Source organism: Paraburkholderia jirisanensis (assembly GCF_054782355.1).
The window spans coordinates 1,065,166-1,090,313 of the sequence record NZ_BAAGSQ010000025.1; the positions used below are offsets into that span (position 1 = coordinate 1,065,166).

General features: G+C 63.9%; 17 protein-coding genes. 5 read left to right on the forward strand and 12 right to left on the reverse strand.

The window, feature by feature from the left end; all coding sequences use genetic code 11:
* Positions 1 to 6 precede the first annotated feature (6 nt).
* From ACYVNQ_RS16400 to ACYVNQ_RS16410, 3 genes are all read right to left on the reverse strand, one after another.
* Positions 7 to 912 carry a cation diffusion facilitator family transporter gene (locus ACYVNQ_RS16400; RefSeq protein ID WP_460903545.1) on the reverse strand — a complete coding sequence of 302 codons (906 nt, stop codon included), beginning with the start codon at positions 910 to 912 and terminating at the stop codon, positions 7 to 9.
* 67 nt (positions 913 to 979) lie between these two features.
* On the reverse strand, positions 980 to 2,044 hold the full coding sequence (gene selD, locus ACYVNQ_RS16405; RefSeq protein ID WP_460903546.1) for a selenide, water dikinase SelD: 1,065 nt from the start codon (positions 2,042 to 2,044) through the stop codon (positions 980 to 982).
* Positions 2,045 to 2,117: 73 nt separating this feature from the next.
* Positions 2,118 to 6,974: an NAD-glutamate dehydrogenase gene (locus ACYVNQ_RS16410; protein ID WP_460903547.1), complete on the reverse strand. Its 4,857-nt coding sequence runs from the start codon at positions 6,972 to 6,974 to the stop codon at positions 2,118 to 2,120.
* A 471-nt stretch (positions 6,975 to 7,445) separates the two neighbouring features.
* Between ACYVNQ_RS16410 and ACYVNQ_RS16415 the strand changes: the two genes are divergently transcribed.
* Complete coding sequence (locus ACYVNQ_RS16415; protein WP_460903548.1) at positions 7,446 to 8,885, forward strand: acetate kinase; 1,440 nt, start codon at positions 7,446 to 7,448, stop codon at positions 8,883 to 8,885.
* 60 nt (positions 8,886 to 8,945) lie between these two features.
* Here ACYVNQ_RS16415 and ACYVNQ_RS16420 read toward each other — a convergent pair whose 3' ends face one another.
* The 8 genes from ACYVNQ_RS16420 to ACYVNQ_RS16455 all read right to left on the reverse strand — a co-directional run bounded on the left by ACYVNQ_RS16420 (position 8,946) and on the right by ACYVNQ_RS16455 (position 16,923).
* Positions 8,946 to 10,568, reverse strand: a complete 1,623-nt coding sequence (locus ACYVNQ_RS16420; protein ID WP_460903549.1) for a hypothetical protein — start codon at positions 10,566 to 10,568, stop codon at positions 8,946 to 8,948.
* Between the two features lie 13 nt (positions 10,569 to 10,581).
* A complete protein-coding gene (locus ACYVNQ_RS16425) occupies positions 10,582 to 11,241 on the reverse strand; it encodes a C39 family peptidase (protein ID WP_460903614.1) in 660 nt (219 codons plus the stop codon).
* A gap of 92 nt (positions 11,242 to 11,333) precedes the next feature.
* Positions 11,334 to 11,750: a hypothetical protein gene (locus ACYVNQ_RS16430; RefSeq protein WP_460903550.1), complete on the reverse strand. Its 417-nt coding sequence runs from the start codon at positions 11,748 to 11,750 to the stop codon at positions 11,334 to 11,336.
* A 198-nt stretch (positions 11,751 to 11,948) separates the two neighbouring features.
* Positions 11,949 to 13,175: a hypothetical protein gene (locus ACYVNQ_RS16435; protein ID WP_460903551.1), complete on the reverse strand. Its 1,227-nt coding sequence runs from the start codon at positions 13,173 to 13,175 to the stop codon at positions 11,949 to 11,951.
* A gap of 15 nt (positions 13,176 to 13,190) precedes the next feature.
* Positions 13,191 to 14,426: a hypothetical protein gene (locus ACYVNQ_RS16440; RefSeq protein WP_460903552.1), complete on the reverse strand. Its 1,236-nt coding sequence runs from the start codon at positions 14,424 to 14,426 to the stop codon at positions 13,191 to 13,193.
* Positions 14,377 to 14,763 carry a hypothetical protein gene (locus tag ACYVNQ_RS16445; protein ID WP_460903615.1) on the reverse strand — a complete coding sequence of 129 codons (387 nt, stop codon included), beginning with the start codon at positions 14,761 to 14,763 and terminating at the stop codon, positions 14,377 to 14,379. Before ACYVNQ_RS16445 ends, ACYVNQ_RS16440 begins: the two co-directional genes overlap by 50 nt.
* Positions 14,764 to 15,100: 337 nt before the next feature.
* Complete coding sequence (locus tag ACYVNQ_RS16450; protein ID WP_460903553.1) at positions 15,101 to 15,892, reverse strand: alpha/beta fold hydrolase; 792 nt, start codon at positions 15,890 to 15,892, stop codon at positions 15,101 to 15,103.
* Positions 15,889 to 16,923: a M14 family zinc carboxypeptidase gene (locus ACYVNQ_RS16455; RefSeq protein ID WP_460903554.1), complete on the reverse strand. Its 1,035-nt coding sequence runs from the start codon at positions 16,921 to 16,923 to the stop codon at positions 15,889 to 15,891. The genes ACYVNQ_RS16450 and ACYVNQ_RS16455 overlap by 4 nt, the downstream gene beginning before the upstream one ends.
* 271 nt (positions 16,924 to 17,194) lie before the next feature.
* Between ACYVNQ_RS16455 and phnC the strand changes: the two genes are divergently transcribed.
* From phnC to phnE, 3 genes are all read left to right on the forward strand, one after another.
* Positions 17,195 to 18,040 (forward strand): phosphonate ABC transporter ATP-binding protein, encoded by an 846-nt coding sequence (gene phnC / locus ACYVNQ_RS16460; RefSeq protein WP_460903555.1) that lies wholly within the window; start codon positions 17,195 to 17,197, stop codon positions 18,038 to 18,040.
* A gap of 75 nt (positions 18,041 to 18,115) precedes the next feature.
* Positions 18,116 to 19,084, forward strand: a complete 969-nt coding sequence (phnD, locus tag ACYVNQ_RS16465; RefSeq protein ID WP_460903556.1) for a phosphonate ABC transporter substrate-binding protein — start codon at positions 18,116 to 18,118, stop codon at positions 19,082 to 19,084.
* Entirely contained in the window at positions 19,081 to 19,911 is an 831-nt protein-coding gene (phnE, locus tag ACYVNQ_RS16470; protein ID WP_460903557.1) for a phosphonate ABC transporter, permease protein PhnE, read from the forward strand. The genes phnD and phnE overlap by 4 nt, the downstream gene beginning before the upstream one ends.
* A 124-nt stretch (positions 19,912 to 20,035) precedes the next feature.
* Here the strand turns inward: phnE and ACYVNQ_RS16475 are convergent, their stop codons facing one another.
* A complete protein-coding gene (locus ACYVNQ_RS16475) occupies positions 20,036 to 20,356 on the reverse strand; it encodes a hypothetical protein (protein WP_460903558.1) in 321 nt (106 codons plus the stop codon).
* A gap of 498 nt (positions 20,357 to 20,854) precedes the next feature.
* On the opposite strand from ACYVNQ_RS16475, the gene ACYVNQ_RS16480 reads away from it, so the two are divergent.
* Positions 20,855 to 25,148: two-partner secretion domain-containing protein (locus ACYVNQ_RS16480; protein WP_460903559.1), on the forward strand; the 4,294-nt coding region annotated here is incomplete at its 3' end.

The following is a 25,148-nucleotide window of genomic DNA, read 5'->3' on the forward strand; positions in this document are numbered from 1 at the left end:
GGCTATTCAGACGCGCGGCACGTCCGGCTCGAAGAACACCCAGCGCACCTGCGGGAAGTGCTCCTGTAAGTCCGCTTCGATCACGTTGATCGCATCGACCATCGCGCGGCCGCTATCGTAGTCGATCATTTCCGCCTGCACGGCGACCACCACGTGGCGCCCCCACTGCAGCGTGATCAGATTGATGATGCCGCGAATCTCGCCCCGCGCGCGCAAGTGCGCCTCGATTGCGCGACGCACTTCCGGGCTCGCCGATTCGCCGATCATCATCGACTTTACTTCGCGCGCCACCAGAAACGCGATCACCATCAGCAGCACACCGACGCCGATCGAACCCAGCGCATCGAACAGCGGATTGCCGGTCAGCATCGTCAGCAGCACCGCAACGAACGCGATCGCAAGGCCTGCGAGCGCGGCGATATCCTCACCCGCGACCACCAGCAACTCGGATTCGCGCGTTTCGCGGAACCAGCGCCACATCGATTTATCCGGATGGTTCTTGCGGATTTCGCGCAGCGCGCCCATTAGCGATAGCGTTTCGAGCACGACCGAGATGCCGAGCACGCCGACTGCCACGTACGCATGCGACAGCGGCTCCTGCACCTGCACGCGATGCACACCCTCATACACCGAGAATGCGCCGCCTACAAAAAACAGCAGCAACGCAACGATCAGCGAATAGAAGTAGATTGCGCGGCCCGCGCCGAGCGGATGCAGCGGGCTGGCCGGCTCGCGCGCCTGCCGTAGCCCCACCAGCAGCAGCACCTGGTTGCCGCAATCGGCGGTGGAGTGAATCGCTTCGGCGAACATCGAGCCGGAGCGCGTGAACGCAGCAGCGGCGAACTTGCAGATTGCGATGCCCAGATTGGCGGCGAGCGCGTAGAAGATGGCTTTCGGCGATTCTTCTTTCATCGTCGGTGGGGTTGTGTCGGGTGAGGGTTACGTCGGGCGACAGTTGCGGCGGCCCTTGACTGCAGTGTCAAACGACTTCGACGCGCGGCGCTCCGTCCAGCATTTCGCCGATCACGCTTGCGTGATCGAAGCCGTCGGCGCGGAAAATCGCCAGCACCTCGTCGACCGTATCCGGCGCGCACGCAACCAGCAGGCCGCCGGAGGTTTGCGGATCGGTCAGCAGCGTGCGTGCGACGTCGGGCAGGCTGGCGGCAAGCTGTACCTGCTCGCCGTACGACGCCCAGTTGCGGCCCGATGCGCCGGTCAGCACGCCCGCTGCCGCGAATGCGGCGACACCTTCGAGCCACGGCAGATCCGCATAGCGCACCCGCGCGACCAGCCCGGCGCCGCGCGCCATTTCGAGCGTATGACCAAGCAGGCCGAAGCCGGTCACGTCAGTCAGCGCATGCACGCCGGGCAACGCGGCAAGCGCAGTACCCGGACGATTCAGTTTGGTGGTCGCGGCGATCATCGCTGCATAACCGGCCTCGCCAAGCTGATTTTTCTTCAGCGCCGCGGACAGCACCCCGACACCCAGCGGCTTGCCCAGCACCAACACATCGCCGGCACGCGCATCGGCATTGCGCTTCACACGCTGCGGATGCACGACGCCCAGCGCCGCGAGGCCGTAGATCGGCTCGACCGAATCGATCGAGTGGCCGCCCGCCACCGGAATACCGGCCTGCGTGCAAACGTCTTCGCCGCCGCGCAGTACCGCGGCGATTACGTCGTGCGGCAACACGTTGATCGGCATGCCGACCAGCGCAAGCGCAAGAATCGGCTTGCCGCCCATCGCGTACACATCGGATAGCGCGTTGGTGGCCGCGATCCGGCCGAAATCGTACGGATCGTCGACGATCGGCATAAAGAAATCGGTGGTCGCGATGATCGCCTGCTCGTCGTTCAGCCGATAGACCGCTGCATCGTCGGCGGTTTCGGTGCCGACCAGCAGATCGGGAAACATCGGCAGCGGCACGCTGCGCCTGAGCAGGTCGGACAGCACGCCAGGCGCGATCTTGCAGCCGCAGCCGCCGCCGTGCGACAGGCTCGTCAGGCGGGGAGCGGTGGGGTTCGACGATTCGGATGGGTTCATGGCGAGCGTAGTGCAGTGATCGAAAGAACCCATATTATCGGCAATCTCGCGCGACGCTGCCGTGACTTCACGTTCAATGTCGCTCCAGCGCCGCCATTTCCCGCACCACCACCAGCAGCATCGACAGGCTCGTACCGCCTGCCGCGCGCAATTCGCCTAGCAATTGCGCATAGCGCGCGAGCGCCGCTTCACGCCGTTTGCACCACGCGTCGACCAGTTCCTGCGGTTCCGCCATCCCGGAGGCCTCGCCCGCTTCCACCAGCGCGCTGGTCGCAAGTGCGCGTTTCAGGCACGCCAGTTCCGCCAGCGCCGCGGCGCGCGCCATCACGTCCCAATGAGTGGGCGTCGGCAGCGTGGCGGCGCGCTCGCTGATCCAGTTGTAATTCAGCTGCGTGCCGAGCGCGAAGTACACGCCTGCGACCTGTTCGAGACTGCGCCCGCTCGCGGCCGCCACTTCGGCGATATCGAGCAGCGCCGCCGGAATCTCGCCACTCGCGACACGTACCGCCAGTTCGCTGTCGACCCCTGCATCCACCAGCACGCGCTGCCGCTCCGAAAGCGCTTCGAGATCCGCCGTGGGCAACAGCGCCGGCAATTGCGGCGCGAGGCGCTGCGCGGCATCGCGACAACGCGCGATCAACACCGCTGCGCCGCCGTCCTTCAGCTCGCCCGCCTGCAGATGCCGCAGGAACCACAACGCCGCGCTTTCCAGCAGATGCGTGATCTCGACGAACATACGCGCCTGCACGTCGTCGGCGACGCGGTTATCGAGCGCATCGATCTTGCGCCACACATCGTCGAGATCGAACACGCCACGCGCCATCAGACACGCGCGCACGATATCGCCGAGTTGCGCGGCGGTTTCCTCCATCAGCCGGTGCACGAACGAGCAGCCGACCCGGTTCACCAGTTCATTGGTCAGATACGTCGCGAGAATCTCGCGGCGCAGCGGATGCCGATACATCGGCTCGTCGAAGCGCTGTCGCAGCGGCTGCGGAAAGTACCCGGACAGCATGCCTGCCACCAGCGCGTCTTCAGGCAGATCCGAATCGAGCAGCGCGTCGTACAGCCACATCTTGCTGTACGCGAGCAACACTGCGCGTTCCGGCGAAGTCAGCCCTTGATTCGCCGCGCGCCGTTCGTTGATCTCCTCGTCGGTGGGCAAAAATTCGATCACGCGATTCAGGCGCCCGGCGCGCTCGAGCCAGCGCATCATCCGCGTTTCCGCATCGAGCATCTGCACCGCGTAGCGGCCGGCAATCGACAAGGCCTGCGTCTGGTAATAGTTGTCCTGCAGCACCAGCAGGCCCACTTCATCGGTCATTTCGGCGAGCAGCGCATTGCGTTGCTTGTCGGTCATCTCGCCGTCGGCCACCACGAGGCCAAGCAGAATCTTGATGTTGACCTCGTGATCCGAGCAATCGACACCGGCCGAATTGTCGATCGCATCGGTATTGATGCGTCCGCCGCGCTGCGCGAACTCGATGCGCCCCAACTGCGTGCAGCCCAGGTTGCCGCCTTCGGCGACTACCTTGCAGCGCAGTTCGCAGCCGTTTACGCGCACTGCGTCATTGGCGCGGTCGCCCACTTGCGTGTGCGTCTCGCGGCTTGCCTTCACGTAGGTGCCGATGCCGCCGTTGTACAGCAGATCGACCGGCGCCTGCAGGATCGCCCGCATCAGCTCGTTCGGCGCGAGCGCCGCCGCGCTGACGCCGAGTACGGCCTGCACCGCGCTCGACAGCGGAATCGTCTTGGCGCTACGTGGGAACACGCCGCCGCCGGCTGAGATCAGCGCGGTGTCGTAGTCGGCCCAGCTCGAGCGCTCCAGCGCGAAAATGCGCTGCCGTTCCGCGAAACTCGTAGCCGGATCGGGATTCGGATCGAGAAACACATGCCGGTGATCGAACGCTGCGACCAGCTTGATATGCGGCGACAGCAGCATCCCATTGCCGAACACATCGCCGGACATATCGCCGACGCCAACCACCGTGAAATCGGTGGTCTGCGTATCGACACCCATCTCGCGGAAGTGCCGCTTCACCGATTCCCACGCGCCGCGCGCGGTGATTGCCATTTTCTTGTGGTCGTAGCCGACCGAGCCGCCCGACGCGAACGCGTCGTCGAGCCAGAAGCCGTACTGCTGCGAAATCGCGTTCGCGTAGTCGGAGAAGGTGGCCGTGCCCTTGTCGGCGGCGACCACCAGATACGGATCATCCGGATCGTGCCGCACCACGTCTGGTGGCGGCACGATCTCGCCGCCGCTGCGGTTGTCGGTCAGATCGAGCAGGCCGCGCAGGAAGGTCTGATAGCACGCGACGCCTTCGCGCAGCCACGCTTCGCGATCGGTGAGCGGCGGCGGGTTCTTTACGACGAAGCCGCCTTTCGAGCCGACCGGCACGATCACGACATTCTTCACCATCTGCGCTTTCATCAATCCGAGCACTTCGGTACGGAAGTCCTCGCGCCGATCCGACCAGCGCAGCCCGCCGCGCGCGACGCGGCCGCCGCGCAGATGCACGCCTTCTACGCGCGGCGAATACACCCAGATCTCGAACATCGGCTTCGGTTCGGGCAGGCCCGGCACCTGAGAGGGATCAAATTTGAACGACAGATATGGCTTGGGCCGCCCCTCTTTGTCGCGGCGGAAGTAGTTGGTGCGCAGCGTCGCATTGATCACGCCGAGGAACTGACGCAGGATGCGATCCTCATCGAGATTCGGCACCTGATCGAGCGCGCCGCCGATCACTTTCAGCAAGCGCTCGATGCGCGCTTCGCGGCCAGTACCCGGCGCAGGATCGAAACGCGCGATAAACAATTCGACCAGCATGCGCGCGATCGCCGGGTTGCCGGTCAATGCGCGTTCGATGTATGCATCGCTGAACGTCGAGCCGACCTGACGCAGGTATTTCGCGTACGCGCGCAGAATCGTCACCTCGCGCGCGGCCAGATGCGCGCGCAGCACCAGCCGGTTGAAGTCGTCGTTTTCGATCGTGCCGGTCCACACCTGCTCGAACGCATCTTCGAACAGATCTTTCACGCGTTCGATATCGAATTCCGCGTCGTCGGCGAGTTCGAGGCCGAAATCGTGAATCCACGCCGGCGTTGCGTGCGATGTTTCGATCAGGTAAGGACGCTCCTCGTCGACGCGCACGCCGAGATGCTCGAGCATCGGCAAGCTGCGCGACAGCGCAATCGGCTCGCCCGCGCGATACACCTTGAAGCGGAACGCACGTGGGCCCGCTTCGATCGGCCGGTACAGGTTCATCGCCAGATGGCCGGTGCCCTGCACGCGCTCGATCAGCTCGATGTCGCGCACCGCCGTGCGAGCGGCGTAGTCGTCGCGATAGCCGGCGGGGAACGAATCGCCGTAGTGCTGCAGCAGACGATTGCCCTGCTCTTCGCCAAAGGCATCCAGCAGCGCGTCCGCGAGGTCGTCCTGCCAGCGGCGCGATACCTGCACGAGCCGCGCTTCGAGTTCGCGCGTATCGACGTCGCGCATCGCACCGGGCTCCGCGCGCACCACAAAGTGAATCCGCGCGAGTGTCGATTCCGACAGCAGCGGCGTGAACTCCACCGCCGAACCGTTGAACGCATCGATCAGCAGCTTCGCGATCCGGCGCCGCATATCGGTGTTGTATTTGTCGCGCGGGACGAACACGAGACACGACACGAAGCGGTCGAAGCGATCGCGCCGCACGAAGAGCCGCGTGCGCTGATGCTCCTGCAGCCGCAGCACGCCCATCGCGATGTCGTATAGCTCGTTTTCGTCGGCCTGGAACAGCTCGTCGCGTGGATAGGTTTCGAGTACCGTGACCAGCGATTTGCCCAGATGCCCCTTCGGCAGAAAACCGGCACGCCGCACGATGTTCGCGCACTTGCGGCGCACGATCGGGATTTCGGCGCTCGACACCATATAAGCGGTCGACGTATAGAGACCGATAAAGCGGCGCTCGCCGGCGATCTTGCCATCCGGTCCAACCAGCTTCACGCCAACGTAGTCAAGATAGCCGGGGCGATGCACGGTAGCGCGCGAATTCGCCTTGGTCAGGAAGATCGGTGAAGCACCCTTGATGATTTCCGCGGCAGCCGGCGGCAGCGGCGTCACATCCGCGCTGGCAGCGCTGCCGCCGCGCGCTGCCTCGCGCAGGATGCCAAGCCCCGAACCGGCAATGCTGCGCAAGCCGAAACCGCCACCGTGCGACACGAGTTCATAGTCGCGCTGGCCGAGAAACGTGAAATGATCGGCCACCATCCATTCGAGAAACGCGCGCGCTTCAACGCCATCCGCGGTGGTTTCGCGCGCCGCCATATCCTTGATCGTGCTGCGCGCGATCTCGACGATCTTCGGCCAGTCTTCCACCGAAGCGCGTACGTCGCCGAGCAGCCGCGCAATGTCGTCGCGCAACGCGTCGAGCCGTGCCGCGTCGCCGCAGCGGTCCACTTCGAAATGAATGAAGGACGCGAGCTGCGACTGCCCGTCGTCGGCGGTCGCACCGCCCACGCCGACTCGCGTAATCGCCCCGTCCTTGCCGCGCCAGATGCGAAACACTGGATGCAGCACCGAGTGCAGCGCGAGGCCCAGCCGATTCACCGCCATCGAAACGGAATCGACCAGAAACGGCATATCGTCGTTGACGATCTCGATGACCGTGTGGTCCGAGTGCCAGCCGTGCTGTTCGAGGATCGGGTTGTAGACGCGCAGCCGTTCGGTGCCCGGCACGAAGCGCTGGGCGGTTTGCCAGTGCGCCATCGCGGCGCCGTACAGGTCGGGAATGCTGCGGCTTTGCAGTTCGTCGGCGTCGACGAAATCGTAGTAATGCCGCAGGAAAGGTTCGATGACCGCAAAGGCGGGTTCGGGCAACCGGCCTCGCGCAAATTCGATTACGTCGTTGAGCAAGTGAGCAACGGCTTCCTCGTTCTTCGCAAGCATGGTGTCCTCCACAAAGGGCGGCGATCCACTGCATCGATAGACACGCATTATGCACCTAGCGTGTGAGGCCGCTGTGTGCAGGCGCACATCGTATGCGCAACGCGTGGCAGGCACGCTGTTACGCGAACCTGCCGGGCTGCGTCAGTGCATCGACATTCAGATGCGCCGCTTATGCATTTTTTTGTGCGTTTTTTAAAAGATTTTCATACGCGCCAACAATGGTTATTTAACGACATTAGCCAGGGTTCGTCTGGTTGGCGGATAAAGAATCGATGCACTAGTCTTTTAGAATCCTTTGCCGCAGCGGCAGGCTTCTCGCATTCACTCGTTCACAGCATGCAATCCGGCGCCGCGCTTTGCGGCTGCCTCAGTCCGTAGCCGGCCCGCGCCTGACTCCGCGCGCCGATCGCGCTACAACGCGATCGGGATGTTCAGAATTCGAACCCGCCAGCCTGACATGGAGACCGACCCATGAAGCGCGCGCCATTCAGACATTTCCGGATCATCAGCTATGCGACGCTATCGCTTTTTGTTCATTGCGAATTGCACGCACAATCGCTCGGCAATCAAACACAACAGGAAAACATCGAAACGCTTCGGCAAGAATTGAATAACCGGATCAAGGAACTCGACGCATTAAAACGCAAGCTCGCGGAACAGGAAGCGAATTTCCAGCAGCTAAGCCGGGCGCTCGATGCACAGGTGCTCGGAACGAAGCGTGGCGCGGGTGAGCCGGGCGGCAACGGGGCGGCTGCTGCCGCCGGGGCAGGCGTGGCGCAGGGCGCGGCACAACAGGCGCCGCAATCAGCTGGCGCCGCGCAGGCTGCGGCACCTGCACAGGCGCCTGCAGTTGGCGCGGCCACCGGTGCCGCGCAAAACACGACACAAAACACCGCGCAAGCCGAACCCTCCGCGCCGCAACAGCCGGTCGGGCAGGCACCCGTGCAAGACACCGCGCCACCCGCGGTGGCACCGATCTTCGATCAGCCGGGCGTGCTCACGCCGCGTCACCAGTTTGTCATCGAGCCTTCGTTCCAGTTTGGCTATTCGTCGTCGGACCGCGTCGCGCTAGTCGGCTACACGATCATCCCCGCACTGCTGATCGGCCTGATCGACGTGCGCGAGATCAAGTCGACCGTGCTGACCGGCGGCGTCGCGCTGCGCTACGGCATCACGAACCGGATGGAAGTGGAAGTGCGCGTGCCCTACGTCTATTCGACCAACGACACCGTCAGCCGCGAGATTTTCACCGGCAGCGCACAGGACAACGTGTTCAACAGCCATGGCAACGGTATCGGCGACGTGGAAATGACGCTGCGCTATCAGCTGAACGAAGGCGGCCCCGACAAGTTCTACTACGTCGGCTGGCTGCGCTTCAAGAGCACGACCGGCAAGAGCCCGTTCGACGTGGTGACCGATTGCGTGACGCGCTGCATCGGCAACACGACCGGCACCGGCCTGCCGCTCGAACAACCGACCGGTACTGGCTTTTATGCCGTGCAACCGGGCCTGACGTGGTTGTTTCCGAGCGACCCGGTGGTGTTCTTCGGCAACTTCAGCTATCTGCACAGTTTCGGTCGCAGCGATCTGAGCCTCACGCTGCTGAACGGCGACAAGCAGTTCGTCGGGCGCATTCAGCCGGGCGACATCTGGGGCTTCAATGTCGGTATGGGGCTCGCGCTGAACGAGAAGTCGTCGTTCAGTATCGGCTACGATCAGAGCATCGTGCTGCCGACGCATCAGAATGGCGAAACAGTGCCGGGCTCGGTGCGTGTCGTACTTGGCACGCTGCTGGTTGGCTACTCGTATCGGCTTTCGCCGAAGACCACGCTGAACTTCTCGCTCGGCGCCGGGCTCACGCGCGATACGCCGGACCTCACGCTCACATTCCGTTTGCCGATTCAGTTCTAGATGCGCTTGCGACCGTGTTGCGATGTACTTTCGTGAGCGGTGTGCAATGCGTGCATGCCGCTAACGGCCGCGCACTGCGCTCGTCAATGCGCTGTTCAGCGTCGCGCCGATATTCAGGTTCTTGAAGATCGACAGCGAATTGACCGTCGTGTTGATCGTCGTCAATGCCTGGATGCTCTGGTTGTTCAACGAATTCTGGATCACCGCGCCCGACAGCGACGGCACTGCGCCGCTTTGCACGACGTTGCCGGGACCGTTCTGCAATAGCGCGCCAGCATTCACCGAAGCGAGCGTCTGCGCCTGCTGCGCGGTGATGTTCGCAATGTCGGGGATGTTGAAGCTGGTGCTCGTCACCAGGTTGCCGTTCACGACCACCATCCGCGAAATGCCGAACGACACCTTCACGCCCGACGACAGATCGAAGCCGCCGCGCATCGTATCGAGGCGTGCGTCGCTTAGTACGGCGGGTGCCGAATACGACCAGTGCGGGTCTTCGGTGGCGCTGGCCGCGTGGGAGGGTGTTGCTGCCGGGGTGGTGGGTGCCGTTATCTGCTTGCGTTCACCGGAAGGATCGTCCGCGTGTGGCGGGACTGCAACCGGTGCTGCGTAGGAAAGCCGTGTACTGGTGTGGGGTGCGGGAACCTGAGCCGCTGCGGCGGTTTGCGCGGAATCGCTGCGCGATGACGTTGGCATTGGGTCCGCCGCTGCGCGTAACGGCAGCGCGGTACCAGCCTGAAGCGCACTGCTCGCCGTCCGAGCGCCTGACAATGCCGCTGCCGCGTGCTGTGCGTCGGCTGCTTGCTGCGCTTCGACCACCCGCTGCGCTTCGGCTGCCTTCTGCGCTTCGATTGCCTGCTGCGCCTCGATCGCCTGCTTCGCCTCGATCGCCTGCTTCGCCTCGATCGCCTGCTTCGCCTCAATCGCCTGCTTCGCTTCGATCGCCTGCTTCGCTTCGATCGCCTGCTTCGCTTCGATCGCCTGCTTCGCTTCGGTCGCCTGCTGCGCCTCGATCGCCCGCTGCGCTTCAACCACCTGCTGCGCCTCAAAACCCGCCGCCTGAACCGGCATTGCAATCGGCGCCGCATACGACACCGGCGGTTTGCGCACCGGCCGCCGCGCATCGGGAAGCAGCGCCGGCCGTGCGGGACGCAGCACATGCCGCACAGGCGGCACCGGCTGCGTCACAGGCCCGGCCTCCTCGACACGTGCCGCATTCTCGAGCGGCACCGCACGCACACGCGGCGCCGCTTGCGCCGCTTGCGCCACTTGCGCCGGCAGCACTTCCTGCGCCGGCGGTTCCACCTGCGCCAGCACCGGCGCCACGTGCGCCCCAGCGTCACCCCGTTCCAGTTCGTCGTCCGCTCGCGCAGCGGCAAACGGCATCGCCGCTTCCATGTCCATACCCGCCCCCGCTTCGGTCCGTACTGGATGGGCGATCTGCGCCGCGTAGGAAACAGCTACGCTGCACGCGCCGGTCGCATCGATGATGCATTGTGCATCTGTTTCGCGCGGCTCGACAATCGACAAACCATCCGTTGCGTGGTGCGTGTTTTCACCGGTTGACGCGCCCGCCGTCTGCGCCAACGAAGTGGCACCGTTTTCATTCGCCGACGCAGCCAGCGACACCGCGCCGCTACACATGAGCGCGGCCATCTGCACGAGCCTGACGGTTTGCGTTTGCATGTTCGCCCTTAGCTCAAAAGTCGCTCGGCCCGTGCTTCGGAATCACGACGAAATACAACCCATCGCGATTGACGCCGGTATAAAGCGGCGCGCTCGGCGCGACCCGCCAGTCGTCCGGGCTGTTGAACACGGCGCGCCCGGGTTTGTTGTGGATCACGAATAGAACCTGGTCCTCCCATTTTTTCTCGAAGCTTTCCTGCGGCACCGGGCGCGTGCCGGTAGCCGGATCGCCGATCAGCACGCGCTTGTTGCGCAAGCCTTTGACGACGACGAAATGGTGATAGCCGTTTTCGCTGATCAGCACGATCGCCGGCGTATTGGTCTCGGCGAGTTTCTGCAGCGGCAGTTCGTAGCCGTCCGCGACGAAACCGCGCCGCTCCAGAAAGCGCTTGATATCGAGCAGCGAGAAACCTTGCTGGCGGATCTTGTCCTGATCGCCGTTCTCGAACATCTCCTGAAACGCGACCTGCTCGCTGACCGGATAGCCGTACTGATACGTCAGCAGCGTCGCAACCGCCGCCGAGCCGCAGCTGAAATCGAACTGCTGCTTGATGGTGCGCTTGAAGCGGGCTTCCTTGAGGCTCGTCACGTGCATCGCGTAGTTGGCGCCGGACGGATCGATGATCGTCAGGTCGTCCGCCTGCGCGGCCGGCGCGGCTGACAGCAGACACATCAGCGCCAGCGCCGGCGCGAGTGCCGAAGCGCGTGCCGAAGCGAGCGTCATGCGCAGCGAGGTCGCAGCAGGCTTCATCGCGTGGCCCCGGTTCAGTCGCCGAAGCGCACGTTGAGCACCGTCGCGTTCTGGATCAGCACGTTCGCGCCGGAGTTCTGGATCACGGTCGGCAGGCCGCTCGCGTTCGAGAACGACCCCTGGCTGATCGAATTCGAGCCGGTGACGACGCGGTTCGCGCTGGTGTTCGTCAGGCTGCCGGTCAGATCGTTTTGACCGATCAGAGCGTCGCCGCCGCGGTGCGCGTCGAGTTGCGCAGCGCTCATCGCGATGCCGAAACGCGCGTCGGGTGCGGCTTGCGCGACCTCAACCGCACCATTCGCTTCGCCCACCGCCGGCGACGGCCCCACCGCCGACAGCACTTCGCCCGCCACCGCCCCACCTTGCCAGCAGCACAGCACGCCAACGCCTGCCAGCCACCACAGCACCCCAAAACCCTTGCGCGCTTGCATGAGCATCTCCCCAGTTTCGCGCGCGGCGCTACCCGCACCGCGCGCGACCCACCCGGCCTCGGTTATCGGCACCGGACAAGCGCATGAACCCACGCGCATGCCCAGCGCCGCAACCGAAGCCGCAGCCGATACCGCAATACGCCCTCGTCTGCGCACTGCGGCCGGCTCACGGACCCGCCTCGTACCAACGCGTACCGCTCAGTGCCCGACGCTCAGATTGGCCTGCACGGTCACCGCCTGCTGTGCAAGCGAAGCCGCGGCGCTGCTCTGGCTCATCACCGAGATGCCCGCCGCCGATTGCGCTGCTGCCGTCATCGTGTTGCTCATGTTGAACGAGCCGGCATTGACGGAATTGCTGCCGCCCGCGCCGCCCGCTCCTCCGGCTCCGCCGCTGCCGGCCGCACCCGTGCCGGTCGCACCTGCCGCGCCGGCCACACCCGCCGCGCCCGCTCCGCCGGTGGCGCCCGTCGCACTGCCGTTGCTGGCCGTGGACGTCGCGCTGCCGCTGGTCGCGTTGCCGCCGGTGCCATTGCCGCCGGCTCCGCCGTCGCCTGCCGTGGCCGTCGCCGCGCCGCCGTTGCCGCCGGTGCCGCTACCCGCGCCGCCGGTAGCCGTGGTCGGGGCGGTCGTGCCTGAGCCGCCCGTCGCCGTGCCGTCGCCGCCGGTGGCACTGCCCGCGCCACCCGCACCGCCCGCCCCGCCGACACCACCCGCCGAGGTCGCTGTCGCGTCGCCGAACCACGAGCCCGCACGGCCGCCATTGCCGCCGTCGCCGCCCGAACCACCTGCGCCGCCGTTACCACCCGCACCGCCACCGCGTGCGCCGGCAAAGCCGCCCGCCGCCGCGCTGCCAGCCAGAGCAAGACCGCCGCCGCCGGCACCGTTGCCGCCCTGCGTGCCGCCTGCGCTGGCGCGACCGCCGCGTGCGCCGTCGCCGCCGTAGCCAGTACCGCCGGTCGCGCCGGCATTCGTGACGGCGCCCGCGGTTGCGCTGCCGTTGCTTGCCGAGCCGCCATTGCCTCCACTGCCGCTATGGCCCGCATCGCCACCATTGCCGCCGACGCCGATGCCGCCATAGCCCGTGCCGCCACGCGCGCCGCGTCCGCCTGCGGCACTGCCGGTGTTGTAGGCGACGTTGCCGATGCCCGATACGCCGAGCCCGGTCACCGAACCATCGAGCTTGCCGAGCGCGACCGCCTTGTTGGTGTTGAACGAGTTCTGGCTGACCGCTGCGTACGATGCGATTTCGTTCGCATTACTGCCGGACTGGTTGGTCTGCGTCGAATCGGCTGACACCGTCGACGTATTCGAGCCGCTCGCGGTCTGGTTGCACGACGAGCCCGTGTCGCTACACGGGTTAGCCAGCGCGTAACCGCTGCAGCCGAGCGCCAGCACTGCCGCGCTCGCCATCAGAGTCTTTCTCATAGGAGTCTCCTTCGGTTAGTGGCCGACGGTGAGGTTGGCCTGAACGGTGACCGCCTGTTGCACGAGCGACGCCATCCCGCTGTTCTGGTTCATGACGACAATGCCGGCTGCCGATTGCGCGGCGCCCGTCATCGTGTTGCTCATGTTGAAGTTGCCTGCGTCGACGGTGTTGGTGCCGGCCGCGCCGCCGGGGCCGCCAGCCGCACCGTTGCCGATGCCGCCGTTGCCCGCGCCGCCTGCGCCGCCCGCGCCGCCAGCCGCACCTGCCGCGCCGACGCCGCCGGTCGCACTACCGTTGCTTGCGGTACTGCTCGAGTTGCCGTTGGTAGCCGTGCCGCCGGTACCGGTGCCGCCTGCCGCGCCTGCGCCGGCGGTAGCAGTCGCCGCGCCGCCGTCACCGCCGCTGCCGGTTCCTGCGCCGCCGGTGCCCGAGGTCGCGCCGGTGGTCGCCGCGCCGCCAGTGCCGCTGCCCGCGCCGCCCGTGCCGCCACCTGCACCGCCTGCCGCACCCACGCCGCCCGCACCGCCCGCACCGCCCGGCGAATTGGCGGTGACCGTCGAGCCACCGCGCGCGCCGCCACCATTACCGCCGTTGCCGCCGGCACCTGCATCGCCACCATTGCCGCCCGAGCCGCCGCCACGGCCGCCCGCGAAGCCACCGAGCGCTACGCTGCCCGCCGCACCGGCCGCACCGCGGCCATAGCCGTTGCCGCCTTGCGTGCCGCCCGCGTGCGCCGAGCCGCCGCGCGCGCCGCGGCCGCCATTGCCGTCGCCAGCCACCGCACCGGCATTGTTCGCGTCGCCTGCGCTCGCGCTGCCGTTGCTTGCCGAGCCGCCATTGCCGCCGCTGCCGCCGGCCCCGCCCGCACCGCCGTTACCGCCGACGCCTATCCCGCCAACGCCTGCCGCGCCCCTGCCGCCGCGTCCGCCCGCGGCACTGCCCGAGTTGTACGCAACGTTGCCAATATTGCTGACGCCGACATTGCTCACCGAGCCATCGAGCCGGCTCAACGCGACCACTTTGCTTGTGTTGTACGAGTCCTGCCACAGCTGCGCGCCCGACGCGATTTCATTGGCATTGCTGCCGGACGTCGAGCTCTGCGTCGATTGCGCGGAGCTGGTCAGCGTGTTGTCGCCGCCGTAGCTTTTCTGGTTACACGACGCATCGTTGCCACTACATGGATTTGCCATTGCGTAGCCGCTACAGCCCAGGGCCAGGGCCGCGGCGGTCGCCAATAAAGTTTTTCGCATGGAATCCTCCGGTTCGATAGGGGGCGGCTTGGCGGGACTGCGCCAATCCGCGGCCTACGACGCATAGGCGATGCCATGAATGCAAGGGGTTGAATCGCAAAAGAAATTCGCGCATTTCACGATACGCAATGAAAGCTGTCGAAGCGCGCAGTAGCGTTTTTTGTTTCTCGTTTGAAACAGCCAATCGGGCGATTTTCTTGTTTTTATTTTTCAGCGATTCGCGAGTCTTTTTATATTCAATTGCTTGCCGTCTCTTTGTGGGACACAGCGCAGCCTTGTGATTTGTTTCTGCTTTGGCACTCGCGCGGGCGTTTTCGTCTGAGCCATACAACGACATTACGCATATGATCGGGCTGAAAAGCTTACCGCATAAGGCTTCGCATGGCGCAACGCCAATCTGCACGGGGCTGGCAGGCCGTTTTCTGCAACCTCGAAAACGTATCCTTTGCGATGCGCCAGCTTACATACAGCAGAATTTCCCGACGCTGCGTGGCGTGTAGTCAGCGCGTTGCTGACCAACATTACAAACGAAGCGCTCGCTGCAAACCGTCTGGCAACGCACCAATCCAGCGCCCCTACCGGTTAATAAACATCATTAAATCCATTGAATAAATTATCAAAAAATCCGCACATTAAATAGGTTGGATAGCAATCGTAAAGCGGTTAAAAAAACGTCAATCCGGCGTGCGTTCGACCTGCTGTTCCGTTTGTGTATCCAGCGATAGCGTCCACTCTCGCACCTGCTCGACAGTCCACGCCGGATCGTCGTGCGGCAAGTCGTGGCCCGCCCATTCATGTTGCCGATGCGGCGCGCCCCACGCAGCCGCGAGGCTGGACGAACACACCGGATTCACTAGCCTGTCGCCACGCGACGACAGCACCAGAACCGCGCTCTGGGGCGCCGCCGACGCCGCGCGGTACCCCGCTGCCGCCGCCAGCTGACGCAGCGCGTTGGCGCGGCCCACCGGCGCGCTACGGCGGATCTCCGCCCACGCCGCGACGTCTGCGGCCTGCGCTTGCCGCGCGTTGCAGGTCAGCGCATGAATGGCCGCCTCGGCAGCCGGCGCGTCGCTCCACTTGCGCGCCACGTGCAGCAACGTCGGCCACGCCCGCGGCCGCAGCCGCTCGTGCATGCGGCTGAACGGCCGCAGGCTCGTGTTGATCAGCACCAGCCGCTCGATTTCCTGCGGATGGCGCTGCGCCCAGTCGGTCGCCACCATGCCGCCCAGCGACATCGCCAGTACGCGGCACGGCCCCGTCACACCGCTCTCGAGCGCAACCTTCCGCACGAAATCGACCATCTCCGGCACGTTCGCATACGAACGCAGCGGTGCGAATTCGCCGTTACCCGGCAGGTCGATCGGCAAGATCCGCGCGCTGCCGAACGCCCGTTGCAACAACGTCGGCAACGCGCCCCAGTGGCGCATTTCCCGCGTCAGGCCGCGCAACAGGATCCAGGTACTCATTGCTGAGCGGTCCGATACCAAAGGTCGAACGCACGCTGCAGCAGCTGCTGGCGGCCCGTGCCCTGCGGCAGCCAGCGCTGCGACGAATACGCGGCGCGCGTCAGGAAGTCGAGCAGATTCGCGTGCCGCCGCAGCACGCGCGCCGTGCGATGTGCTTTCACCGGGTTGAACATGCCTTGCCGCGAGAAAATCTGACGCGGGTTTTTCTTGATCCATAGCCACGAGCCGAGTTCGAGCGTCATCGGCAGAAAAATGTTCGAGGCCGGCGTGCGGTCATATGCGCAGTCCCACAGGTCGCCGTGCAGCAGGTATTGATGGCTTTGCGGCTCGAACAGATAGCCATGGTGCGGGTGCGCGTGCTCGAACATGGTCTTTAGCGCGAACATTTCCGGCAGATGCGGCATCGCGCGGCGCGTGCGCGCATACGGAAACCAGATGCTGTCGCGCCAGCCGTAACCGGAATGACAGTCCAGCGCAAAACTGAACGGACGTGCTGTCAGGTCACGCTCAACCACTTGCAGCAGCGCGACCGCCTCCGGCTCCATCGCCGCGCCGCGCCGGCCGCGATACCACGGCAGCCACGCGCCGAGGCGCTGCCCGCCGGCCAGCCACGGCACGTGTTCGTCCGCGTCCTGCGGGCCGTTGCGCATCAGGTCGACGCCATTCGGATTGGCGCGCGTCGCGGCCCACATGCCGCCTGGGTTCACGATCGGCATGAAGATCAGGCGCACCGACTGCAGTTGCCGCACCAGCAGTTCGTCCCATTCGAGCCGCCCGAGTAGCGAGCGCATGTAATCGAGCACCAGTTGCGAGCCGATCCGTTCGAGCCCGTGAATACCGCCGAAAAAGCCGATCGCCGGCGCGCGTGGATCGCTCGAACCGATACTCGCCGAAAAAACTGAGAACGACCGACCCCGCACCTGCGTTTCGCAGACGGTCCGGATCTCGAAACTGGCGCTGCCGCCGTCGAGAATTGCCTTCAGTTCTTCGTACTCCGCGAACGAATCGGGGAGAAAGCTGAGTGCCTGCATGCGTGCGCCGGAGGTGAGGGAAGCGCTGCGTTATTGGGGACGGCTCATGCACTGCCCGTCAATATAGCCTGCGCGCGATGCGAATACATGACAGTGGCGCGACACACATCCGTGCGTCATATCGATGACACAACACAGCCACATGGCGTGAGGTTACGTTCCGATACATATAGTCGTCTAGACGTTGCGACACCTTCACCTAACCGTCACAGTCGATTCCTAGAATGTGCCCGAACGTCCCGGAAGAACGGGCGACATCGACAGGATTTCTATGGAAGCCATTCGCATCGAACGTCTGAGCAAGACCTTCAGCAACGGCCGCAAAGCGCTCGACGAAATCGACCTGCGGGTCGAACCCGGCGAAATGGTCGCGCTGATCGGCGCATCAGGTTCGGGAAAATCGACCTTGCTACGCCATATCGCCGGTTTCACGCCCTCCGATGCACAACCGTCGCAGATCGAGATTCTCGGCCGGCCGATTCAGCAGAACGGCCGCATCGTGCGCGAAGTGCGCAGGATTCGCCGCGACATCGGCTTCGTGTTTCAGCAGTTCAATCTGGTCAATCGCATGTCGGTGGAAACCAACGTGCTGGTCGGCGCGCTGGCGCGGCTGCCGCTGTGGCGTCGACTGACCGGCGCCTTTCCGCGCGGCGAACGCGAGCTTGCACTCGCCGCGTTGCGCGAAGTGGGCATCGGCGATCATTTGCGTGAACGCGCGAGCAATCTGTCCGGCGGACAGCAACAACGCGCGGCGCTTGCGCGTGCGCTGGTGCAGCAGGCCCGCATCATTCTCGCCGACGAGCCGATCGCATCGCTCGACCCGGAATCGTCGCGTCGCGTGATGGACATGCTGCGCAAGCTGAACACCGCGCACCGCCTGACTGTGCTGGTGTCGCTGCATCAGGTCGACATCGCGATGCAGTACTGCCCGCGCACGGTCGCGCTACGGCGCGGCAAGATCGTCTACGACGGTCCTTCGGCGGACCTTACGCCCGCGCTACTGAAAAAGCTTTATGGCGACGACGCACGCGAACTGCTCGAAGAGCAGCAAGCCGCAGACGATGCGCCGCCATCGCAGCCGTACGTGTTCGCACTCGACCCGGTGCATTCGGCGTGATATCGCCGCCCCGGCAGCACCTGATAACTCCAAGCTGTCTTGTCTGATCGACCAACCTACACGGATTCTGAACACATGAAATTCTTGCGCTCACTGATCGTCGGCGTTGCCACGTTCGCCTGCGTTGCCGCTCATGCTGAAGACCTGAGCTTCGGCATCATCTCGACGGATTCGTCGGGCGTGCTGAAGCAACGCTGGCAGCCGCTGATCGACGACCTGAACCGGAAAACCGGCCTGCACGTGAAGGCGTTTTTCGCCACCGATTATTCCGGCATCATCGAAGGGATGCGCTTTAACAAGGTGCAGATCGGTTATTTCGGCAACGCTTCGGCGATGGAAGCAGCCGACCGTTCGAATGGCGAAGTATTTGCGAAGGCCGTCAATGCGAATGGCGATGCTGGGTATTACTCGCTGCTGATTACGAACGTCGACAGCCGCTTCAAGACGCTCGACGACGTGTTCAAGAATACGAAAGATGTGACGCTCGGCTGGGGCGATCCGAATTCGACGTCCGGTACGCTGATTCCGGGCTATTACCTGTTCGCGAAGCACAATGTAACGGTGTCGCAGGCGTCGTTCAAGTCGATGGTGCCGTCGAGCCATGAGGCGAATCTGCTGGCTGTGGTCAACAACAAGGTCGACATCGCTACGAACAATTCGGTGGAGATGGGCCGTCTGAAAGATCTGCATCCGGAGCAGTACGCGAAGGTGCGCGTGCTGTGGCAATCGCCGCTGATCGCGAGCGACCCGCTGGTGTATCGCAAGGATCTGCCGCAGGACACGAAGGACAAGCTGCGCAATTTCTTTGTGAACTATGCGAAGACCGATCCGAAAGAGAAGGAAGTGATGAAGAACCTGATGAGCTATAGCGGCTTTGTTGCGTCGTCGGATGCGCAACTGCTGCCGGTTCGCCAGGTTGCGCTGTTCCAGCAGAAGCAGAAGGTCGAGGCTGATACGCATCTGTCGGATGCGGATCGTAAGACTCAGGTTGCGGCTATCGATGCCAAGCTGAATGCGCTCAGTGGCGCTAGCGACAAGCAATGAATTCCGTCGATTTGAGCACCGGTCGCGATGCGGTGAAGGGCGTCAAGGGCGCGGCTACTGCTGCGGCGGCTGGCAAGCGTAGCTGGGTGTCGACGTTCGGCTGGGTGGCGTTGATTGCGGTGCTCGGTGCGTCGTGGCACGCGGCGGATATGCGCCCGCTCGATCTGTTTGCCGACGCGGGCAATATGGGGGAGTTCGTCAAGGACTTCTTCCCGCCTAACTTCAACGACTGGCAGTTGTATTTGCAGGAACTTGGGGTGACGCTTGCGGTGGCTGTGTGGGGTACGGCGCTTGCGATCGTCTGTGCGATCCCGTTTGGATTGATGTCGGCGAGCAATATGGCGCCGGCGTGGGTCGTGCAGCCGGTGCGGCGTGTGATGGATGCTTGCCGCGCGATCAATGAGATGGTGTTCGCGATGCTGTTTATCGTCGCGGTGGGGCTCGGGCCGTTTGCGGGTGTGCTGGCGTTGTGGGTGCATACGACGGGGGTGCTGGCCAAGCTGTTTGCTGAGGCGGTGGAGGCGATTGATCCCCGGCCTGCGGAAGGTGTGCGGGCTACGGGGGCTACGGGGCTTGATGAGATTATTTATGGTGTGCTGCCGCAGGTCATGCCGTTGTGGATTTCGTATGCGCTGTATCGCTTTGAATCGAATGTGAGATCGGCAATGGTCGTGGGGATGGTTGGCGCTGGGGGGATCGGTGTCGTGCTTTATGAGTCGATTCGATCGTTTGATTATGCGCAGACTACGGCGGTGCTGATTATGGTTGTGGTGGTGGTGACGTTGCTGGATGTGCTGTCGGCTAAGTTGAGGGAGCGGGTGATTTAGGGGGTTTGGGTTTTAGTTGTTATGGCAGTCCCCTGCTCTTTTTTGGCCATCCTCTGTTGCAGTACTGTCTGTTGTTACGAGCCCGCATCGGTTAACTGACCGAGTGCGGGCTTTGTTTTGGGGCCTATTGCCCCTGCTTCTTGAACTCCTTCCAGCGTGACGTATGCCGCATTTGCGCGATGCTCATGTGCTCCATGTCCATGCGGGCTTCTGAAGCGTAGTGCTGCGCGAGAGTTTCGAGGCCGTGGAGCAGCATTCTTTGCTCGTTGGGACGCCGTTCCTCGTCGCGTGCGATGGTGGTTGCCAACGCACTGAGTTGCGCCAGCTGATCGCTGGTGCGGGTGGCATGGTCGATTGCTGAGAGACTGAAGCGCTCGAGATGGGCGTGGCGTTTTTTGTGCTGCGTTTGCTTCGAAGAAGTCGATTGGATGGTGTGTTTGCTCATGATGTTTCCCTCACGGTGCGTGTTAATGCAGAGTGTTTTTGGTGAAACTCTTCAGGCTTCCACACCTGTTCATCGTTGCTTTGATGACAGTGGGATTATAGATTGGCACCTGAGTTTGGGGATCAACTTCGTGGGCTATTTTTCTCTCGATCCTAATGTTTGATTTTTTATTCGGATATTTTCTCAAGCGAGAAGCTGAATTTAGTATTGGGTTAAGAATATTCTTATCGCGATAATTCTTTGCTCGCTCAGGTGCTGCGAGTCGCTCGCCGGTTCCTCGTATCAGACCTTCTTTGCACGGCATGCAGATGGCGTTACATGAGCACCGAGAAATGCTCGATCAGAAAACTCCTATTTGATGTTACCTGTTGTATTCAGCTCAACAAGTGATCACATTTGTATCTTTGGACGTTAGTTTACAAGTCTTCAAAACTTGGCGTTCCGAAGTAACGGATGAACAGCAATAACTATCGGCTTGTCTTCAGCCGGATCAGAGGGATGGTTGTCGCTGTCGGGGAGACGGCTACGGCAGCAGGTAAGGAAACCGGGCAGACGTCTTGTGGTGTGGCGACGTCGGGGTTGTCCGGGCCGTTGGGCCTCGTATTCACGCTCCGGCAGATTCCTTGCGCGGCACTTGTGCTGCTGGGTGTGCTGCCGACGTGGTCCAGTGCGCAGATGGTGCCGGGCGGTGCGAACGCACCCTCTGTGGTCCAGACGCAAAACGGCCTCGACCAGGTCAACATCAACCGGCCATCGGGCGCAGGTGTCTCGATGAACACCTACGGCCAGTTCGATGTGCCGCAGCGCGGTGCAATCCTCAATAACTCGCCGACGATCGTGCAGACGCAGCAGGCGGGGTTGATCAACGGCAATCCGAACTTCGGGCCCGGCCAGGCTGCACGTGTGATCGTCAACCAGGTCAACGGTGGCGCGGCGAGCCAGATCAACGGGCATCTCGAGGTCGCGGGCCAGCGCGCGGAAGTCGTTATTGCGAACGGCTCGGGGATCAGCGTGAACGGCGGTGGTTTTATTAACACGTCGCGGGCGATTCTCACGACCGGTACGCCGAACTTTGCACCTGATGGGTCGCTATCGGGCTTTAACGTCAGGGGCGGCGATATCTTCGTGCAGGGCGCGGGCCTGAATGCGTCGAACATCGATCAGGTCGATCTGATCGCGCGCGCGGTCAAGGCCAATGCCGCGATCTTTGCGAAGAATCTCAATGTGGTGACGGGCGCGAACGCGGTCGACCACGACACGCTTGCGACGACGCGCATCGCGGGAGAAGGCGATGCCCCGGTCACCGGTGTGTCGATCGACGTGGGTTATCTCGGCAGCATGTACGCGGGCCGGATCTTTCTGGTGGGCACTGAAAAAGGCGTGGGCGTCTCGACCCAGGGCATTCTTGCGGCTGATGCGGGCGACCTGATCCTGCAGGCGGATGGCAAGCTGGTGCTCGCCGGACAGACCAGTGCGAGCGGCGACATCAGGGCGAGCGCGCGCGACGGCATCGACAACAGCGGGACGACGTACGCGCAGCAGAACGTCAGTCTCAATACGGCGGGAGCGCTGGCGAATAGCGGCGTAGTGGCCGCAAAGCAGAACACGGCGGTTAGCGCTGGCAGCGTCACCTCAACTGGCACACTCGGCGCAGGCGTCAACAGCGATGGCACGACGGCGGGTACGGGCGACCTGAGCGTGAACGCGACGGGCGCCCTCAGCAATGTCGGCGGCACACTGTCGGGCTCCGCAGTGACGGTGGCCGCCTCCTTCATCGACAACACGAACGGCGAGATCAGCGGCGATACGCTCAGCCTGTCGACGACCGGTGCGCTGGTTAATCGCAGCGGCAAGCTCACGCAGTACGGCACCGCTGATGAGTCCATCCACGCGGGCGGCACACTCGACAACGCGAACGGCACGATCGTATCGAATGCCGGCAATCTTCGTATCGCGGCGGGCAGCATCGCAAATGACGGCGGCGCGATCCAGCACGCCGGAGCCGGCGAGCTTGACGTGAACGCAGTCGCAGCAATGTCCAACGTCGGCGGCAAGGTGCTGACCAACGGCGCGCTGGCCGTCAGCGGTGCGAACCTGAACAACACTGGTGGCACGTTGAGCGCGCAGAAGTCCGCGCAGGTTAGCGGCTCGACCGGCATCGTCAACCGTAACGGCGCGATCTACGGTGGCGAGACTCTTACCCTCTCGACCCGGGGTGGCATCGACAACACGGGCGGCTCAGTCCAGACCGCCGGCGATCTGGATCTGAATGCGGCCGGCACGCTGGTCAACACGCAGGGCACCGTGTCGGCCAACAGCGCACACGGCGCGCTGACTGTCACCGCCAGCGATATCGACAACACGTCCGGCAAGCTTGCGAACGCGGGCGATGGCACAACGAACGTTACGGCATCGAGCGTGACCAACACGGGTGGCACGCTGGGCGGTAACGGTGACGTCACCGTCAATGCGCAGACGCTCGTCAACGATACAGGCGCGAACCTCGTCGCAGCCGGCACGGCGAACCTGAACATCACACAGACGGTCAATAACACGGGCGGCACGCTCTTTGGTGGCACGGCGCTGAACCTGGAACAGGCCGCCGTGAACGTCATCAACGACGGTGGCACGATTCTCGGTGGCCTCGACGTATCACTCGCCGTTGGTGCGCTGTCGAATGCGGGCGGCTCGATCCGCGCAAACCGTGATGTGAGCGCAAGCGGCGCGATGAGCGGCGACGGCAACATGATCGCCGGCCACGACCTGGTGCTTGCAGCGACCGGCGACTACACGAACGACGCCGCGAACAACCTGCGTGCCGACCACGACATGACGGTCAGTGCGAGCGGCACGCTAACCAATACGGGAACACTCGCCGCGGGCGGCGCCCTGACTGCAAGCGGCACGGAGGTTATCAATGCCACGAGCGGCGTGCTCAACTCGTCCGCCACCAGCGTCAATGCAGCCGGCACATTGGTCAACGACGGCCGCATCGAGGGCGACGCGGTCCGCACGCACAGCACCACGCTCGCCAACACAGGCACAATCATCGGCAACGACGTGCAACTGTTCTCGACGGACATGACGAATTCCGGCGAGAGCGCCGTGATCGCGGGCGCGCAGTTCGTGGGCCTGTACGCATCAAACTCCGTCACGAACGCCGATGGCGCGCTCATCTACAGCATGGGCGACCTGGAGATTGGCAAAGACAACGCCCGCGACACCGGGGGCCTCCTCGGCAGCCAGACGAACACGCTCACGAACCGTGCCGCCGATATCTCCGCGGACGGCAACATCGACATCGCCGCGCGCACGCTGACCAACGTCCGCACGGGCGTCGTCACACAAGCGGGCGCACCACAAACCACCGCCACACAGACGCTGACACTGTGGACGGCGGGCATCCCGATCGGCGACCTGCTCAAAACACACAGCAGTTCGACCTTTGCGCAATGGAGCTGGACACCGGACAAGGCCCCGCTGAAAGGAGAAATGATTGACAGGCTGAAGGTGCCGGTCAGCGTGACCGTGCCCAGATCACAGGTGAGCAGCCTGGACACGGCCGCCCAGACGTTCTCGCTGACGCGGCCGCTCATCGAGGTCTACTCCGACGATTCAAAGACGACCGAGTTCTGTAACGACCACGGCTGCCAGCAAAGGCCGGTGCCGCAGACGCGTGATATCGCGACGAACCCGGTGCAGTGGTACAACAGCATCACCGATAACGGCGACTCGTACACCATCACGTTCTGGCCGGACTTCGATCCGCAGAAGCATATCCGGCCGGACCAGGCCAGGGTGGATGAAACACTCGGTGACGACAAGCACGACTATGTCGAAACCTCGCGTACGGTAACGACCACCACCGCCACCGACACACTCATCAGCGCCGGCCGCGCGGCGACGATCCAGGCGCAGGGTGCAATCCGTGTGAATGCGGACGGCGGATCGGTCAGCAACGAATCGTCGACGATGGCCGCCGGCGGCGACCTCGTGCGCCGGGCGAACGGCGGCAGTGTGAGCGACACCGGCACCGCGCTGCGGCAGACCGTCACCGGCGAACAGACGTCGACGTTCTACTGGCACCAGAAGACGGGAGGCGATAGCGATACGAAGACGGTGAATACCGCCATCGCCGGGAGCGGCGCCACGGTGGACGCGTTGCCGGCGATTGCCTCATCGAATGCAACGGTGCAGACCGATGCCGCGACGATCACGATCGCGTCGGTGGATCGCAACGGGCAGACGGTGACCGGCTCCGGCGTGACAGGTGGCAGCGCGGATGGAACCGTAGCTGGACAACCGGTCGTGCCACTGCAGACACTCGGCGGCACGAGCGACGGCATCCCGAACCTGAAACTGCCGGCCGGTGGTCTCTACACGTACCACGCCGCTCCGGACGCGGCCTATCTGGTCGCCACCGATCCGCGTTTTACGCAGTACGCGAACTTCATCAGCAGCGACTACATGCTGGGCCAGCTCGGGATCGACCCGATGAAAACGATCAAGCGGCTTGGCGACGGCATGGTCGAGCAGATGCTGATCCGCAACCAGATCACACAGCTGACCGGCCGTACGTTCCTGGCGGGCTATACGGACAACATGGCCGAATACACGGCGCTCATGACGAACGGCGTCGCGTACGCGAAGGAATTCGAACTCACGCCGGGCATCGCGCTGAGCGCGGAGCAGATGCAGCAGCTGACCACCGACATGGTGTGGCTGGTGTCGCAGGACGTGACCCTGCCCGATGGATCGCACCAGACGGTGCTGGTGCCGCAGGTGTATCTGG